This is a genomic window from Bacteroides celer, assembly GCF_002632415.2.
In the GTDB taxonomy this organism is placed as follows: Bacteria; Bacteroidota; Bacteroidia; order Bacteroidales; family Bacteroidaceae; genus Bacteroides.
Map to the genome: position 1 here is coordinate 215,990 of NZ_CP178209.1, position 16,884 is coordinate 232,873.

Annotated in this window: 11 protein-coding genes; 8 read left to right on the top strand and 3 right to left on the bottom strand. The window is 40.4% G+C overall.

The features are described 5' to 3' along the window. Window positions 1–111 precede the first annotated feature (111 nt). From CJF29_RS00655 to dprA, 3 genes are read left to right on the top strand one after another with little or no spacing between them, the layout of a single operon-like run. The gene (locus CJF29_RS00655) at window positions 112–1,401 is read left to right on the top strand and encodes a peptidase U32 family protein (protein WP_074556574.1); all 1,290 of its coding nucleotides are present in this window, start codon (window positions 112–114) and stop codon (window positions 1,399–1,401) included. 33 nt (window positions 1,402–1,434) lie between these two features. After that, window positions 1,435–1,836, top strand: a complete 402-nt coding sequence (locus CJF29_RS00660; protein WP_007757582.1) for an acyl-CoA thioesterase — start codon at window positions 1,435–1,437, stop codon at window positions 1,834–1,836. Continuing rightward, on the top strand, window positions 1,833–2,957 hold the full coding sequence (gene dprA / locus CJF29_RS00665) for a DNA-processing protein DprA (protein ID WP_176553118.1): 1,125 nt from the start codon (window positions 1,833–1,835) through the stop codon (window positions 2,955–2,957). Before CJF29_RS00660 ends, dprA begins: the two co-directional genes overlap by 4 nt. Window positions 2,958–3,458: 501 nt before the next feature. On the opposite strand, the gene CJF29_RS00670 is transcribed toward dprA, so the two are convergent. Further along, entirely contained in the window at window positions 3,459–5,375 is a 1,917-nt protein-coding gene (locus CJF29_RS00670) for a rhamnogalacturonan lyase (protein ID WP_099146349.1), read from the bottom strand. Window positions 5,376–5,605: 230 nt separating this feature from the next. Between CJF29_RS00670 and CJF29_RS00675 the strand changes: the two genes are divergently transcribed. The 4 genes from CJF29_RS00675 (at window position 5,606) to CJF29_RS00690 (ending at window position 11,486) form a co-directional block, all read left to right on the top strand. Further along, complete coding sequence (locus tag CJF29_RS00675) at window positions 5,606–6,727, top strand: glycoside hydrolase family 88 protein (protein WP_099146348.1); 1,122 nt, start codon at window positions 5,606–5,608, stop codon at window positions 6,725–6,727. Between the two features lie 35 nt (window positions 6,728–6,762). Continuing rightward, window positions 6,763–9,738, top strand: coding sequence for a glycoside hydrolase family 2 protein (locus CJF29_RS00680; protein WP_004302680.1), 2,976 nt, complete (start codon window positions 6,763–6,765; stop codon window positions 9,736–9,738). A gap of 319 nt (window positions 9,739–10,057) precedes the next feature. Further along, window positions 10,058–10,468, top strand: a complete 411-nt coding sequence (locus CJF29_RS00685) for a hypothetical protein (RefSeq protein ID WP_002558307.1) — start codon at window positions 10,058–10,060, stop codon at window positions 10,466–10,468. Further along, window positions 10,410–11,486 carry a transposase gene (locus tag CJF29_RS00690; RefSeq protein ID WP_002558306.1) on the top strand — a complete coding sequence of 359 codons (1,077 nt, stop codon included), beginning with the start codon at window positions 10,410–10,412 and terminating at the stop codon, window positions 11,484–11,486. Before CJF29_RS00685 ends, CJF29_RS00690 begins: the two co-directional genes overlap by 59 nt. Here CJF29_RS00690 and CJF29_RS00695 read toward each other — a convergent pair. Both CJF29_RS00695 and CJF29_RS00700 read right to left on the bottom strand, forming a co-directional pair. Continuing rightward, the gene (locus CJF29_RS00695) at window positions 11,469–13,019 is read right to left on the bottom strand and encodes a glycoside hydrolase family 28 protein (protein WP_099147572.1); all 1,551 of its coding nucleotides are present in this window, start codon (window positions 13,017–13,019) and stop codon (window positions 11,469–11,471) included. The genes CJF29_RS00690 and CJF29_RS00695 overlap by 18 nt on opposite strands. A 41-nt stretch (window positions 13,020–13,060) precedes the next feature. Next, window positions 13,061–15,115, bottom strand: a complete 2,055-nt coding sequence (locus tag CJF29_RS00700) for a glycoside hydrolase family 2 protein (RefSeq protein WP_099147573.1) — start codon at window positions 15,113–15,115, stop codon at window positions 13,061–13,063. Window positions 15,116–15,363: 248 nt separating this feature from the next. Between CJF29_RS00700 and CJF29_RS00705 the strand changes: the two genes are divergently transcribed. Continuing rightward, window positions 15,364–16,878: an SGNH/GDSL hydrolase family protein gene (locus CJF29_RS00705; protein ID WP_004302676.1), complete on the top strand. Its 1,515-nt coding sequence runs from the start codon at window positions 15,364–15,366 to the stop codon at window positions 16,876–16,878. Window positions 16,879–16,884: the final 6 nt, after the last annotated feature.

Genomic DNA, 16,884 nt, shown 5'->3' on the forward strand with positions numbered 1-16,884 from the left:
ATTTACTGTTTATGATTGAAGTAACTTCTTGTTTTCGCTGCAAAAATACGGAAAAAAGCCTACCTTTGTACGCATTCATTTGCTTAACTGATACAAATAAGTATATATTCTATGAGTCTTAGTTTGAAAGATTTTGAAATAATGGCTCCTGTGGGTTCGCGCGAATCTCTTGCTGCGGCCATCCAGGCAGGTGCCGATTCTATCTATTTCGGTATAGAAAACCTAAATATGCGTGCCCGTTCGGCTAATACATTCACGATTGATGATTTGCGGGAAATAGCCCGTACGTGTGATGAACACGGGATGAAGAGTTACCTGACGGTCAACACGATTATCTATGATAAAGATATTCCTTTGATGCATACCATTGTCGACGCAGCCAAGGAAGCGGGAATTTCTGCGGTGATTGCAGCTGATGTGGCAGTGATGAATTATGCCCGTCAGATAGGGCAGGAGGTGCATCTTTCCACTCAGTTGAATATCTCCAATGTAGAGGCATTGAAATTCTATGCACAATTTGCAGATGTGGTAGTATTGGCCCGTGAGTTGAATCTGGAACAGGTGGCCGAGATTTATCGTCAGATACAGGAAGAACATATCTGTGGTCCGAGCGGCGAACAACTTCGTATCGAAATGTTCTGCCACGGCGCGCTTTGTATGGCTGTATCGGGCAAATGTTATCTCTCTTTACATGAAATGAATCATTCAGCCAATCGCGGTGCTTGTATGCAGGTATGTCGTCGTTCTTATACGGTTCGTGATAAGGAAACGGATGTGGAACTGGATATTGATAACGAATATATCATGTCTCCCAAAGACTTGAAGACCATCCATTTTATGAATAAAATGTTGGATGCCGGTGTACGTGTATTCAAGATTGAAGGCCGTGCCCGTGGACCTGAATATGTACGTACGGTGGTTGAATGTTACAAAGAAGCTATCAAGGCTTATTTGGATGGAACATTCACCGATGAAAAGATTGCGGCTTGGGATGAACGCCTGAAAACCGTATTCAACCGTGGCTTCTGGGATGGATATTACTTGGGACAGCGTTTGGGCGAATGGACCAGGAATTATGGTTCGGCAGCTACGGAACGTAAGATTTATGTAGGTAAAGGTATCAAATACTTCTCTAATATCGGAGTTTCCGAATTCCTGGTAGAAGCAGCTGAAGTAAGTGTAGGCGATAAGCTTCTCATTACAGGGCCGACTACCGGTGCCCTATTTATGACTTTGGAAGAAGCCCGTGTTGACTTGGAATCTGTGCAAACAGTGAAGAAAGGACAGCATTTCTCCATGAAATCGGATAAGATACGTCCCAGTGACAAGCTGTATAAACTGGTATCGACCGAAGAATTGAAGAAGTTCAAAGGACTCGATATTGAGCAAAAAAGAGGCTAACTGTTATTTCTCAACTTTTAATTCTCAATTTAAATGAACTATATCTATGAATTGGAAATGAAGGTGCGTGATTACGAATGTGACCTTCAAGGTATTGTCAATAATGCCAATTATCAGCACTATCTGGAACATACCCGTCACGAGTTTCTGACTTCGGTGGGTGTCAGTTTTGCTGCACTTCATGAGCAGGGAGTCGATCCGGTAGTGGCACGCATTAGTATGGCATTCAAGACTCCATTGAAAAGCGGAGATGAGTTTGTCTCGAAACTATATATGAAAAAGGAAGGTATCAAATATGTGTTTTATCAGGATATCTTCCGTAAGAATGATAATAAAGTAGTAGTGAAATCCACTGTTGAGACGGTATGTGTGGTAAACGGACGTTTAAGTGACAGCGAATTGTTCGATAATGTCTTTGCGCCCTACCTGAAATGAACAGCTCCGAAGAAGAACAAATTTATAGTATTGCTCTGACAATGGTGCCCGGTATCGGGCACATAGGAGCAAAACATTTGATAGATGGAATGGGCAATGCCGTTGATGTCTTCCGTCTGCGCAAAGAAATACCGGAACGTATTCCTGAAGTAAGTCAACGGGTGGTAGAGGCATTGGACTGTCCGCAAGCTGTGCTCCGCGCCGAACAAGAATATGAATTTATCCGGAAGAACCGGATCTCTTGTCTGTCCTTTCATGATGAGGCTTATCCTTCCCGTTTGCGGGAATGTGAAGATGCTCCTGTCGTTCTTTTCTTTAAAGGAAATGCCGATCTAAATTCTCTTCATATCCTGAATATGGTAGGAACCCGTAATGCTACTGATTATGGGACACAAATCTGCGCCTCTTTTCTGCGGGATCTGAAGGCACTTTGTCCTGATGTGCTTGTAGTTAGCGGCCTTGCTTATGGAATCGATATTCATGCGCATCGTGAAGCTTTGGCCAATGAATTACCTACAGTAGGTGTTTTAGCTCATGGGCTGGATCGTATTTATCCTCATGTCCATCGGAAAACAGCTGTTGACATGCTTGAAAAAGGAGGATTGCTGACCGAATTTCTGTCCGGAACGAATCCCGATCGCCATAATTTTATCAGTCGAAACCGTATTGTTGCCGGTATGTGTGATGCTACCATCGTCATTGAGTCCGCAGAAAAGGGAGGTTCATTGATTACGGCCGAACTTGCTGAAGGTTATCATCGCGATTGTTTCGCTTTCCCCGGTCGCATGAGTGATGAATATTCAAAAGGATGCAATCGGTTGATTAGGGATAATAAAGCATCCCTGCTATTATCTGCCGAAGATTTTGTGCAGGCTATGGGCTGGAATATACCGATGACTCTTTCGGAAAAGGTAAGTGTGCAACGTAGTCTTTTTATCGAATTGTCTGAAGAAGAGCAGAAGATAGTTGCTATTTTGGAGAAACTGGGAAATCTGCAAATCAATTCTCTTGTGGTAGAAGCAGATATTCCCGTAAATAAGATGACTGCTTTACTGTTCGAACTGGAAATGAAAGGGGTGATTCGTGTATTGGCAGGAGGAATGTATCAGTTATTGAATTAACTCACATGAACTAATCTCACATATAGACATAAAAAAAGGAGCAACGCCTTGCTCCAACCTTTGTTAACCTTAAATCTAATACTATGAAAAAAATCACATGACAAATGTAAGCGTTCAACTGATTCTTTCCAAATAATTCTGTTGTATTTGTTTCTCTTTTAAATTCTTTCACTGATTTTCACTGTTATCGGACACGACGTACTTCTGTGGCACTTATGATTGTTCCTATTTACATAGATTAAGGGGAAATAGGCATATATCTTATAGTCGGCTTCGGATAACACTTTATTATGAATTAATAAAACATAGAAAATATGCCTGAAAACAGACTGGAAATCATCATCTCGTTGGTTTTAAAGGAATACCCTGTTGGTTTAAAACCAAGGAAGCCTTCCTTTAAAACCAATGAGGTGTTCCTTTAAAAGGAAAAACAGGTTACTGTATTATGCTGAATATTTGTGGTTTATATCTTTATTTTGCTAATGCAGTTTATCTGCCAAACTAGTCGGACTTCGGTGTGTACATCTCCGGCCAAGGAATATTCTTTAAGCCGTCTCCGATATAGAAGCCCAAATGCGGTGGCTGATTATAACCTACATTTTGCCAAGCAATTCCCAAACGATACATAGGGTCGTGCATTAATGTATATAAACGATGTTCGGTAGGGATAGTAGTAGTATAGATATGTAGCTTACTTGGGTCTTCAGCATCACAGAGAACGATCTCTTCTCTCCAGTCACCCAGAATATCCGCGCTTAGGTTAGGAACCGCCTTACTTCCACTGGTATGTCGGGCTTCGGAAAAAGTGCGTAGTGTTACGGGTTTCCAACCATTCCATTTAGTTATGACATTTTTATTCAGAATTTCGTCTTGCAAGTCACCATCCCAATAGATGCGGAAGCTGATAGATGGTTTTCTGTCTGCAATTTTTTCCCCTTTGCAGTTATAAACTCCCGGTGCTCCTGAGCTCCACATTTCGAATCCGCGGTGATTAGGGTCGATATCTGCTGCTAGTCCACGTCCGTTGTCTCCTTTTGTAGGACCTCCCCAAAGAATCTCTCCGGTTCGTGCGTCATGCATTTCATAACCGTATGTTTGCCAAGCCTCTTTTTCTTCGTGTACTTCCCATACCTGATATCCCGGACGGTCAGGATCCAGATTAGCTATATGCATGGCGTCTCCATGTCCCAGTCCCGTACTGTAAAGTACAGTTCCGTCATTATTAATCACGCAAGAGCCGTAGACAATTTCATCACAACCGTCTCCGTCAACGTCGGCCACTGACAGATTATGATTACCTTGTCCATAAGCTCCTTCCCCTTTTATATCAGAAATATGTTCCCACCGTTTTACCAGCTTCCCTTTGATAAAGTCATAAGCTGTTAAAGTTGTTTTGGCGTAATAACCACGACACATGACGACGCTTGGACGTATTCCGTCCAAATAAGCGACACAAGCCAAGAAGCGGTCTACGCGATTGCCATAGCTATCTCCCCAAGAACTGACTTCTCCACGTTCTGCTTCATAAGGAACGGTATGTAGTTCCTCTCCGGTTTTCCCACTGAAAATGGTGAGATACTCCGGACCCTGTAATACATAGCCACACGTTTTTTTATTCATTTCCAGGTTTCTCCAGTCTTTGTCCGGGTCATCTGTACCAAGGAATATCTTTTTCCCCTTTCCGTCTACCGTTCCGGGTGCTGTCTTGCAGACTAGTTCGGCTTTGCCATCGCCATTGAAGTCATATACCATAAATTGTGTGTAGTGTGAGCCCGCACGGATGTTTTTTCCCAAATTAATTCTCCACAAATGTTTACCGCTTAATTTATAGGCATCCAGATAGACGGGACCTGTGATTCCGGAATAAGAATTATCAGTCTGATTAGAAGGATTCCATTTAACTATAATCTCATATTCGCCGTCTCCGTCCAAGTCTCCTACGCTGCAATCTCCTGGAACGTAGGTATATTCCTGTCCCTCCGGATACTCTTCGGCAATTCCGTTCGAACGATTCAAGGCGATGCACGGTGGAGTAATTCCTTTTTCTGGACGGTTTAGTTGTATAGTCAGAAAGTCTTGTTCCCAGGCTTTCACTTCTTTGGAACTGTCTGTTTCTTTCCCTTTTACAACAGCTTTCACTACATATTTATCTTCTAGATTACCGGATTTGTCGGTCAGGTTGGTAGCTTGTTTTGAAGAAACTGATTTAAATAATTTGCCATTTTTATACACATTAAAGGCTGTCTCTTTTTCGTTACCCAATACGCGCCAACTGATGAAAACCCCATTCTCTGTTTTCACGGCTACTAATCCTCTATCTAAAGCTTCCATTTGTCTTTTCATTCCATAGGTCGGAGTTGTTGCTCCTTCTATGAGAAGGCAGAAAATCAAAACTGAAAAAAGTACTATGTTTTTCATTTTGCAGTTAATTAATTATTTGTAATTGATAGGCAAAGGAAGGCATATTCTACCTGTAATTGATGTACAAAGATACAAAAACATGGAAAAATGGAAGTAAGCTTCTTATGTTTCTTCACATTTTGCAGGTTTGAATTGTAGTTAATGGAATAGTATTATGATACATCCGGTATAGAAGTTTTCGCCTTACATTTGCTGAAAACTAATTAATGTATTATTAAAATTATATCATGAAAAGACGACTACTTCTCGTTGTGACATTGCTTGCCGGATGGAATCTCCTGTCGGCGCAGTCTCTTCCCGACCGGAAAGAGACATTAAAAACATTGGTGAAAGTCAACGATTATTTTATGAAAAAGTACGCTGATTTTACCCGACCAAGTTATGTGGGGAAATTCAGACCCAGTAATATCTGGACTCGCGGGGTATATTATGAAGGGTTGATGGCTTTGCATACTGTCTATCCCCGTTCGGATTATTATGATTATGCATATGACTGGGCGGATTTTCATAAGTGGGGATTGCGTGGTGGCAATATCACACGTAATGCAGATGACCACTGTTGCGGACAGGCATATATTGAACTTTATAAGATTTCCCCTGATCCGGCGAAAATAAAAAATATCAAAGTTTCAATAGATATGCTGGTAAATACTCCTCAAGTGGACGACTGGACTTGGATTGACGCGATACAGATGGGGATGCCTGTTCTTGCCCAGTTAGGCAGGCTGACAGGCGAACAGAAATACTATGATAAAATGTGGCAGATGTATTCTTGCTCCCGTAATGAGATAGGCAATGGACTGTTTAATCAAAAAGAGGGACTGTGGTGGAGAGACGCTAATTTCGTTCCTCCTTATAAAGAACCTAACGGAAAGAATTGCTTTTGGAGCCGGGGAAACGGATGGGTATATGCCGCATTGGTGAGAGTCCTGAATGAGGTTCCGGAGAATGATACACATCGTATGGATTATATAAAAGATTTCCTGTCAATGAGTAAAGTGTTGAAGGCTTGTCAGCGCGCAGACGGCTTCTGGAATGTAAGTTTGCATGATGAATCCAATTATGGGGGGAAGGAGACATCAGGAACCTCCTTATTTGTTTATGGCATGGCATGGGGAGTGCGCAATGGATTATTGGATAAAAAAGAATATATGCCTGTCATTGTAAAAGCATGGAATGCTATTGTGAAAGAGGCTGTACATCCGAATGGTTTCTTGGGATTCGTGCAGGGTAGTGGCAAAGAGCCTAAAGACAGCCAGCCGGTAACTTACAAGAGCGTTCCTGATTTTGAAGATTACGGAGTAGGATGCTTCCTGCTGGCTGGTACGGAGGTGTATAAAATAGATTGATGATAAAACTTGATAAAACATTGATATTTTGAAGTATGGGAAGATTTAAAGTTTTGAAGTTATTATTTCTCTTACTGCTGATACCTATGCTACTGGGGGCTAATAATAGAGAGAAATACAATTTTAATTCTCAATGGTTATTGCATATTGGTGATGTTCAGGGAGGAGAAAAGTTATTTTTTACTGATAAGGATTGGAAGAAAATAACTCTGCCTCGCGCTTTTAATGAAGATGAGGCTTTTAAAGTTGCTATTAAAGAAATGACAGATACCGTTTCCTGGTATCGTAAACATTTTAAGCTACCGAAAACAGCCAAGGGGAAAAAAGTATTTATAGAGTTTGAAGGAGTACGTCAGGGAGCCGATTTTTATTTGAATGGTAAACATATTGGGCTACATGAAAATGGAGTAATGGCTGTAGGCTTTGATCTGACACCGTATTTAAATTTTACTGGGGAGAATGTAATAGCTGTACGTACTGATAATGATTGGAAGTATAAGGAGCGGGCTACCGGCAGTCGATATCAATGGAACGACAATAACTTTAATGTTAATTACGGAGGTATTCCTAAAAACGTATGGCTGCATATCACGGATAAGTTATACCAAACATTACCTTTGTATAGTAACTTACGAACGACAGGAGTGTATATCTATGCGACAGATATATGTACTAAGAGCCGTAAAGCATTTGTTAATGCAGAATCTGAAGTACGTAACGAATATGATAAATCGTGCAATGTAAGCTATGAAGTATGTGTATATGATTACGACGGCAATTGGGTAAGTACTTTTAAAAGTGCTCCGGTGATAGTAAAATCTAAAGAGACAGTAAAGCTAAAAGCTGCCAAAGAATTGGAAAATCTGCATTTCTGGAGTTGGGGATATGGTTATCTTTATGATGTAAAGACAAGGTTGATAGTGGATAACAGGATTGTTGACGAAGTAGTAACTAAAACAGGTTTCAGAAAGACTCGTTTTAGTGGCGGAAAGATATGGCTGAATGACCGGGTTTTGCAAATGAAAGGATACGCCCAGCGTACAAGTAATGAATGGCCGGGAGTAGGCATATCGGTACCACCTTGGATGAGTGACTATTCTAATGGCTTGTTGATTGAGCATAATGCGAATTTCTTTAGATGGATGCATGTTACACCTTGGAAGCAAGATGTTGAATCATGTGACAGAGTAGGAGTGATACAGGTAATGCCTGCCGGAGATGCAGAAAAAGATGCCGTTGGCCGTTGGTGGGGACAGCGTTTGGAGCTAATGCGTGATGCTATCATCTACTTTAAGAATAATCCGAGTATATTGTTTTACGAATCAGGTAATGAGTCTATAAGTCGTGAACATATGCTTGAAATGATAGCTATTCGTGATATGTACGATCCTTATGGGGGAAGAGCAATAGGTTCTCGTGAGATGCTGGATATCCGTGAAGCTGAATGGGGCGGTGAAATGCTTTATATAAATAAGAGTGAGCATCATCCGATGTTTGCCACCGAATATTGTCGTGATGAAGGTCTGCGTAAGTATTGGGATGAATATAGCTATCCTTTTCATAAGGAAGGAGCAGGACCTTTGTATAGAGGGCAGGATGCAAGTGCCTATAATCATAATCAAGATATGTTTGCTGTAGAATTGATTCGGCGTTGGTATGATTATTGGCGTGAACGGCCGGGTACCGGAAGGAGAGTTAGCTCCGGTGGTGCTAAAATTATTTTCTCGGACACACAGACGCATAGTCGTGGTGAAGAAAATTATCGCCGGAGTGGAGTCGTGGATCCGTTGAGAATACCTAAAGATGGATTTTTTGCTCATAAAGCCATGTGGGACGGTTGGGTTGATACGGAAAAGGAACATACATATATCATTGGTCACTGGAATTATACATCTAAAGTGATTAAACCTGTGTATGTGGTTTCTTCAGGTGATAAAGTAGAATTATTTGTAAATGGTAAATCAAAGGGCTTCGGCAAACAGGATTATCGTTTTTTATTTACGTTTGATTCTGTCCAGTGGGAGAAAGGAATAATTGAAGCAGTGAGCTATGGCGAGAATAACAAAGAATTGAGCCGTTATTCTATAAAAACGATAGGAGAACCTCATCATCTGAAACTCACATTTATGCATGGACCAAAGGGACTTTTTGCAGATGGGGCTGACTTGGCTATACTGCAGGTTGAGGTTGTAGATGCGAATGGTGATAGATGTCCGCTTGCTGATAATATGATTAAATTTGATTTGCAAGGACCTGCCGAATGGCGTGGAGGCATTGCGCAAGCTACAGACAATTATGTATTGGCTAAAGAGCTTCCTGTCGAGTGTGGTATAACAAGAACTTTGATTCGTTCGACTGAACAGGCGGGTAATATCATGGTAAGGGCTACGACAGCTGGTTTACCTTCAGCAGAGCTATCATTAACCTCTAATCCTGTTGAAGTAAAGGACGGACTTAGCACGTTTTTTCCAAGTGAAAAGTTGATTAGTCGGTTTGACCGTGGTGAAACCCCGTTGACTCCTTCTTATCAGGACTCAAAAGTAGACGTAGGAATAAAATCCGCTATTGCCGGAATAAATAGTGAACAGGCTATTTATAGTTATGATAGTAACGAATTAAGTGAATGGAAAAATGATGGAAAATTGAGTACGGCATGGATTACTTATCATTTGGAGAGAAAAGCAGAAATAGATGATATTTGCATTAAATTGACTGGTTGGCGGAAACGTTCTTATCCTTTGGAGATTTTTGCAGATGATAAACTTGTTTGGAGTGGAAATACGGAAAAGAGTTTGGGGTATATTCATCTATCTGTCAAGCCTGTACGAACGGATAAAATAACTATCAAGTTGAAGGGAGAGGCAAAAGAATCGGATGCTTTCGGACAAATAGTGGAAGTTGTTGAGCCTAATGCTGGTGATCTTGACCTTCTTAGGGTAAAAGGCGGTGAAAAAACAAATAATGAATTGAGAATAGTGGAAGTTGAATTTTTGGAAACACTAAAGAAATAAATAGGATTGTGTTTGTTTAAGGTTGCCCCGGCTAGTTCTTTAATTTGAATTGGTTGGGGTTTATTCTTTGAAGACTAATAAAAAGGGCTCCTCATTTTGTTTGAGAAGCCCTTACCTATTGAAAACTGATAAGAGAGGGGAATATCTTAATTAATGAGTAAGTTGTTTTACCTTTATTGTTTTTTCATGTGTACATATTATTTTTGATTTCTCGTCTTGATAAACAATATTTGGGGCACGTGTAAAAACCTGTGTTTTCGTTTGTTATTTTTTGCTATAAAAAATCTTTGTAGTACCTTTGTTTTGCAATCATATAGCAATGTCAGAGAATCCATTAGTAAAGCTATTAAGCTACATACTCCCTTCGGAGTTCAACGAATATTTTGACCTTACCGATGTTAAGGAAGAAGAACGTGGCGTGGAGAAGATTCTCCATCTGTATCTTCACGAGAAGAACCTTCAGCCGGATGGTCACACAGAGCTGTCTCCCAACGGTTTCTACCCGGAATCATGCATCAACCACTTTCCTCTCAACGAGCACCGTACCGTTCTGCACGTATGCCGTCGCCGTTGGAAGGACGGTTTGGGCAGGACGTATAGCAGAGATTGGGAGTTGACAGCAAAAGGAACACGGCACACTAAGGAGTTTGCCGCTTTTTTAAAAGAATTCCTTGGATACATCCCCGATTACAGCCAGATCACTCCAGAAACCGTATCACATCAAGGCTGACGAGTTCGAACGTGCCTACAAGGATTTCCTCAGCGGTTACCGCACCTGGAAAGAATTGTCACATGCGGAGGACTGGCTTGTCTTCTATAAGAACATAGGGCCACAACTGAGCATTGACGAGACAGCGCTCTCTGACGGTGAACTTTATACAATAATCTCCAACAAGGCTGCCCATGGCGGCAAGGGAGCTATCGTGGCCATTATCAAGGGGACAAAGGTCGAGGATGTCGTAAAGGCGTTGATGCGCATCCTTTGGTACGAGAGGGCTAAGGTGCTGGAGGTAACGATGGACTTCTCCGAGAGCATGCATTCCATAGTAAAGCAGTGCTTCCCGTATGCCACGATAACCATCGACCGCTTCCATGTCCAGAAGGACTGCTACGATGCCATGCAGCAAGTGCGTATCAGGCACAGGCGCGAGGCCCAACGTACCGAAGTGGAAGCGCGCGAGCAGCACAAGCTCCGTAACAAGAAGAATGCCGAGGCACGAAAGAGACGTCTTGAGAAGAATGGAGGCAAACGGAAAGGAAAACAAGGACGGAAGCCTAACCGCAAGAATGAGAAGTACGAGCCTGTGAGGCTGTCAAACGGAGATACCGTCTGTGAACTCCTGACGCGCTCACGCTATTTGCTGATGACATCGGCAGATAAATGGACAGCGACTCAGAAAATCCGTGCAAGACTGCTGTTTGAACTCTATCCTGATATGAAGACCGCATATTCAATCTCGCACTCTTTGCGCATGATTTTCAATAACAAAAACGCCACAAGGGAAAGCGGGAAGAAAAGCCTCGCCCAATGGTATGCAAAAGTCGGAGAGTTCGGAGACGAAAACTTCAACACTGTTGCAGCAACCATCTATGAACGGCAGGGAGAGATTCTCAACTACTTCATCAATCGGTCTACCAATGCGTCTGCTGAATCTCTTAATTCAAAGATCAAGCAGTTTCGAGCACAACTACATGGGGTTATAGATGTAAAGTTCTTCTTATTCAGACTCTCAAAGATATTTGGCTAAACACAGGTTTTTGCAAGTGCCCCCAATATTTCTAGATTTTTCACCTCTAATGTTGGTATATAATTCTCCCGCTGGAACTGTAAAAAGTACATTGTCGAATAGGATATTTTGTCCGTCCAAAATACTAATTTTATTATCTTGTGAGTTGATTTCCAGATTACGTAAGATAAATCCGTTAACATCATTCATTGCAGTAATGAGTTCTTGACTGTTGATTTTGCCGTTCTCAATAAGAATATTGCTACAGGGTACTTCCGGAATGCCATTGATGCTTAATACTTTATGGGCTGATTCTACAATAAAGTTCCTTATCTTTATATCTTTTATGACAGGAGTCAGTCTGTTCACAGCTCTTGGTGGAATGCGACTGGCCAATTCTCCCATATATCGTTTGCTGCCAAGCAAATCCCACTTAAAAGCTTCTCCTACATTCGTCATGCGTATATTTTCATATAGAATATCAGATACTCCTCCGGCTCGATTGCGGCGGGTTTTAAACCGTATTCCTACTTGTGTTCCATCGAACACACAGTCATGTAGGTAAATATTCTCTATTCCACCTGCAGTTTCACTTCCACAAGTAATGCCACCATGTCCGTCTTTGGCCAATGAATAGCGGATTACGACATTCTCGGTAGCCTTACCTACACGTAGTCCATCCTCAGCGCGTCCGGCTTTTAAAGTGAAGCAATCATCTCCACAATTGAGTGTGGAGTATTCTATCAGTACATTCTTACAGGATTCAATGTCGATACCATCGCCACTGGGAACTCCAATCGAATTTACAGTAATACCACGGATTATTACATTTTCACAGTAAATCGGACAGATGTTCCAGAATGCGCTGCGTTCCATAGTAATACCTTCAACCAATACATTAGTACAGTTAATGGGCGAGATTGTTTTTGGGCGATAGAATCCCCTTCCGTTCATACCGTCAAATATTCGTTGCGCTACCGGAGTGGTTGACGATATGTCATTTTCAACTACAGTATTTCCATTAGGTAGTTGTCTGATCTCCGCATTCATAGCTGGACCATAAATAATGCCCTTGCCGGTCACAGCTATATTATTTTCTCCATTTGCATAGATGAATGCCCCGGCTCCCATAATTTCAATTCCTTCGTGGCGAGTGAACACTGCAGGTAAATAACTTTCTACGGTTCCGGGAAATTCTATTTCGGCTTCGTCTTCTAAGTGGAGGTTCACATTGCTTTTTAGCACAATACGCCCTGATTTCCATTTCCCTTTGGGGATGACGACAGTCCCCCCCCCTCGATTGTGAACGTCCATGATCGTTTGATTGACAATAAGAGTGATAGGTTCATCTGCTTTGGCTCCCTTATCTGATATGTTGACTGTCAATTCAGGAAAGACAGGCCTTTTAAGATCAGGCATCTGAAACGGTATTTTGCCAATAGGGGCAATTTCTTCCGGCATGGCAATGGCGCCTACCTTATCTATAGTTACAATCTTTGCAGATTCGACTTGAGGCTGACAAGAGACTGACAAAAAGGGAAGTGTCAAAGCCATTAATAAATACGGTTTATAAATTCTCATAACTATCAAGAAGTTTATTTAAGTGTCCATATACAAGTATCATTCAATATTTCTTTTCCGGACTTCCCTTCTACACGAATGACATTTTCTCCGGGAGAAAGGGTTATATTATCCCATATGATCCGGTTAACCTTATCTTTTTTCTGTTTACCGATTTTTTTGTCATTAAGATACAGAGTTGCCTCATTTAGGTTGCTATATACTTTGACTAACGTGTTTGGATTAGTACGTTCGGTGAATCTACGGCTACAAATGTAGAGCATCGGTTTCGAATTCCAGTTCGCTTTATAAAAGTAGAAGACATCTTTTTTTACTTTGCGATCATAGGTAATAGTACCTTTGTCGTTAATACCATCTGTATCTCCTTCCTGTCGGATAGAGGATTGTGCATCTGCGAATTGCCAGATAAACTTAGCCCATAAATAGGGGCGTTCGGTAAATGCTGTCCAATAACCTTCGTGACAGATTGCCTGATATTCTTCAGGATGTTCTCTTTTAGGACGTTGGGTATTATGGTCGAGGGGACATGCGTGTTGATGGATACTGGCGCCGGCTCCATATTCCGATACTCCCACTGGCTGGTTATTAGAGTTCTTTTTTACATCATCAAAAAACTTTTCGGCAGATTGTTGAGAGGTTTTCCAACCGAAATATTTATTCCAAGCAATAAGATCGGAACAACCCAGATAATTAGTTTGGTCTACACAAGTTGCAAAAGCAGTCAGACGGGACGGATCCAGTTTTTTATACAATTCATTAATTTCTCTAACAAAAGGAACCGGATTATCATATTCTTGAAATTTCTTATTGTCGGTAATCAATAGCTCATTGAATATTCCCCAAAAACAAATAGAAGGGTGATTGAATTTTTGATATACCAGTTCTTTCAGGGATTGCCTGGCGTTATCCTCGAATCCTTTATTGTGTAAATAGCCGGTATATGCATATCCGCCGGGACCGCACATCGGGATTTCTGTCCATAATATAATTCCGTTTTGATCGCATAAGTCGTACATGGGTTCTGCGTGTGGATAATGTGCCAAACGCATAGCGGTCGCACCTACTTCTTTTATCAGGCTTATGTCTTTATCATAATCTTCTTGCTGTAAAGCACTTCCTTTACCTTTTACATCCTCATGACGGCAGAAACCATAGAGGTTCAGGTATTTTCCGTTTAGGAAGAAACCTTTTTCCGGGTCAGCATGAAAGTAGCGGAATCCCGTTTTTTGAGTTACTTTATCAATTACTTTGTCGCCATCATATAGTTCTACTGATACGTTGTATAAATAAGGATTCTCTTTTCCATTCCAAAGAATAGGATTAGTGATTGTAAGTGGCTGTTTAACGGTCTCCTCACTGACTGCTGTTATATTGCTGGTCACTTCTTTTCCATTAGTATCTGTGATGGTTGTTTTCAGTTTCAGACCGGATTTTACTTCTTTTAAAGAAAGAATACTCTCTACACAGATTTCGGCTTGTTGCTTGGTAATTCTATTCTGATGGATAAACACTCCTGGCGAGGCATAGAATACAGGAGAGATGCAATTCTTTTCTGTTATAATCAGATGACAAGGACGGTGGATTCCACCGTAGATATTAAAGTCTCCGCTAATTGGCAGGATGTCTGTACGATATGCATTGCTTACCCACACTTCCAGATCATTATTACCATTCTGTACAAAATCTGTGATTTCGAAGCAAAAAGCCGTGTAGCCACCTAGATGTTGTCCTACAGTCCGGTAATTTATGAAAATGTCAGCGGCAGAATTGACACCTTCGAAATAGAGGAAAAGTCGTTTATCTTTCATTTCCGGAGTAATTTCCAAATCACGTTTATATACCATCATTTCCCGATTGTATGTTGTGGTACCTTCCAGATAATTCGCATTCCAAGTGTGAGGAAGGGTTACCGGAGTAAGTGATGCATCTTTCTTATTACTGGTGAGTGGTTTATATCCCCAGCCTTTATCCAATAGAATAGAGGTGCGAGGATGGTTCTCTGCAAGGATAGAAGAATGGAACAAGAGCCCGATAATAACGAGGCATAAAGTGGATAATTTGTGTTTCATAAATTATTAAGTTATAATTATTATGCAGAATTTTTATTGGCAAATATAGGGCGTTGTATTCTCTTATTCCTGTAATATAGTACGAAAACAAGTATTATGATGCAAAACAAATCGCAAAAATCAGGTGATGGTATATTTTGAACAGGAATACATATAAATGTATGGTGATTAAGGCTGTATTCATAAATTTGCGCTTCTTTTGCATAGTAAGAGCTAAAATAATGAAAGCTAGTAAAAATAGAATAATCATGAGAAAGATTACGTTTATATTTCTTTTGGGGGGCTTGTCATTTTTACAAATGTTTGCTCAAAATAAAATGATTTGTGATAATGCAGTGGAGACTAATTGGGATTCTGCACTGAGGAACGTGGAGATTCCTTCTGTTAAAGATGGCACTATTCGGCGAGCACTTATGTATAAGACTATTTGCAAAAGTCCTCAGCCTTTGGTGGTGAATCTTGATACTTGGAATAATGATTCTGTACAGAAGAATCCTTTAATCAAAGAAATTATAGCTCGTGGCTGGAATTATATTCATCCGAATTTAGAAGAAGTCAATCAAGAAGTGAGTGTAGTGAGTATTCTTGAAATGTTGGCCCATATTGAGGATGCAATTCGATATGCATTAAGACAAACTAATGCCAATCCCAATGATGTTCATATAATAGGTTCAGGAAAAGGTGGCGTTGCGACATTGGCAAGCTACATGAATCTTAACTATCCGGTGAAATCTTTTTCGGTTTGGGGAGCACTGAATGTAGATTTATCTTTAGAACATCAATGTTTGATTGAAAAGCGTAAAGATGCCCGATTGTTTATCTATGCTAAGATGAATGGGGGAGATAAAGATTCTCTTTCTGTTACACCGTCTTTGAATATATACAATCGATTAGTTGGAGAGTTAAAATATGGAATATTGAATATGGATGATATTAAGATGAAGGCGGTTAATGATCCTAGCCTTATATCTTGTTACGAAATATTTGATTTATTGGGTGAACGTAGTAATTTTGACTGCAAAAAGAATAGAAGGATGTTTGGTTGTGATGTCTATTTGATACGTAAGTATAGTAACATACAGTTAACAGTTCTTGAGAGTGATTATGATCAAATTCCTCAGGCTTTAGGTTTGATACCTTACAATAAAATTACAGACCTAAAATATAATATCCTGACTATTGGTGATTCTAATGGACAGAAAAAAGATGGTTGGGTTGCACAACTGAAGAAGATGTTACCGGAATCTACAATAATTAATTATTCAGAAGCCGGGCGTACTATTGGGTTTGACAATAATGGTAAGGAAAGATTGAATGGACTTAAAAATATCAATTCATATTTAGATCAGGCACAAGTTGAAAAGAAAAAGTATGATTATATTATTTTGTGTTTAGGAACTAATGATACAAAAAGAATATTTGAAGCCAGGCAGAATGAGGTTGTACTAAATTTTGAGAAACTTCTGAATAAGATAAAAATGCATAATCTGTATAAAGGTTCGGATACAAAATTAATTTTCGTAACTCCTCCTCCTCTCAGAGAGAAAAATATTAGTCTAAAGTTCCAAGGAGCTAGTCAGAGATTAAATAATTTGATACCGGAATTGATGTATATGGCTTCCAAAAAAGGTTTTAGTGTGGTTGATGTATATCATCCGTTATTAGGAATACTTGATTATTATGCTGGTGATGGAGTGCACATGGCAGGGGCTGGACAAGAAATTGTCGCCTCTAAAATAATTTGTACAATAATGGATAAATAGATAATT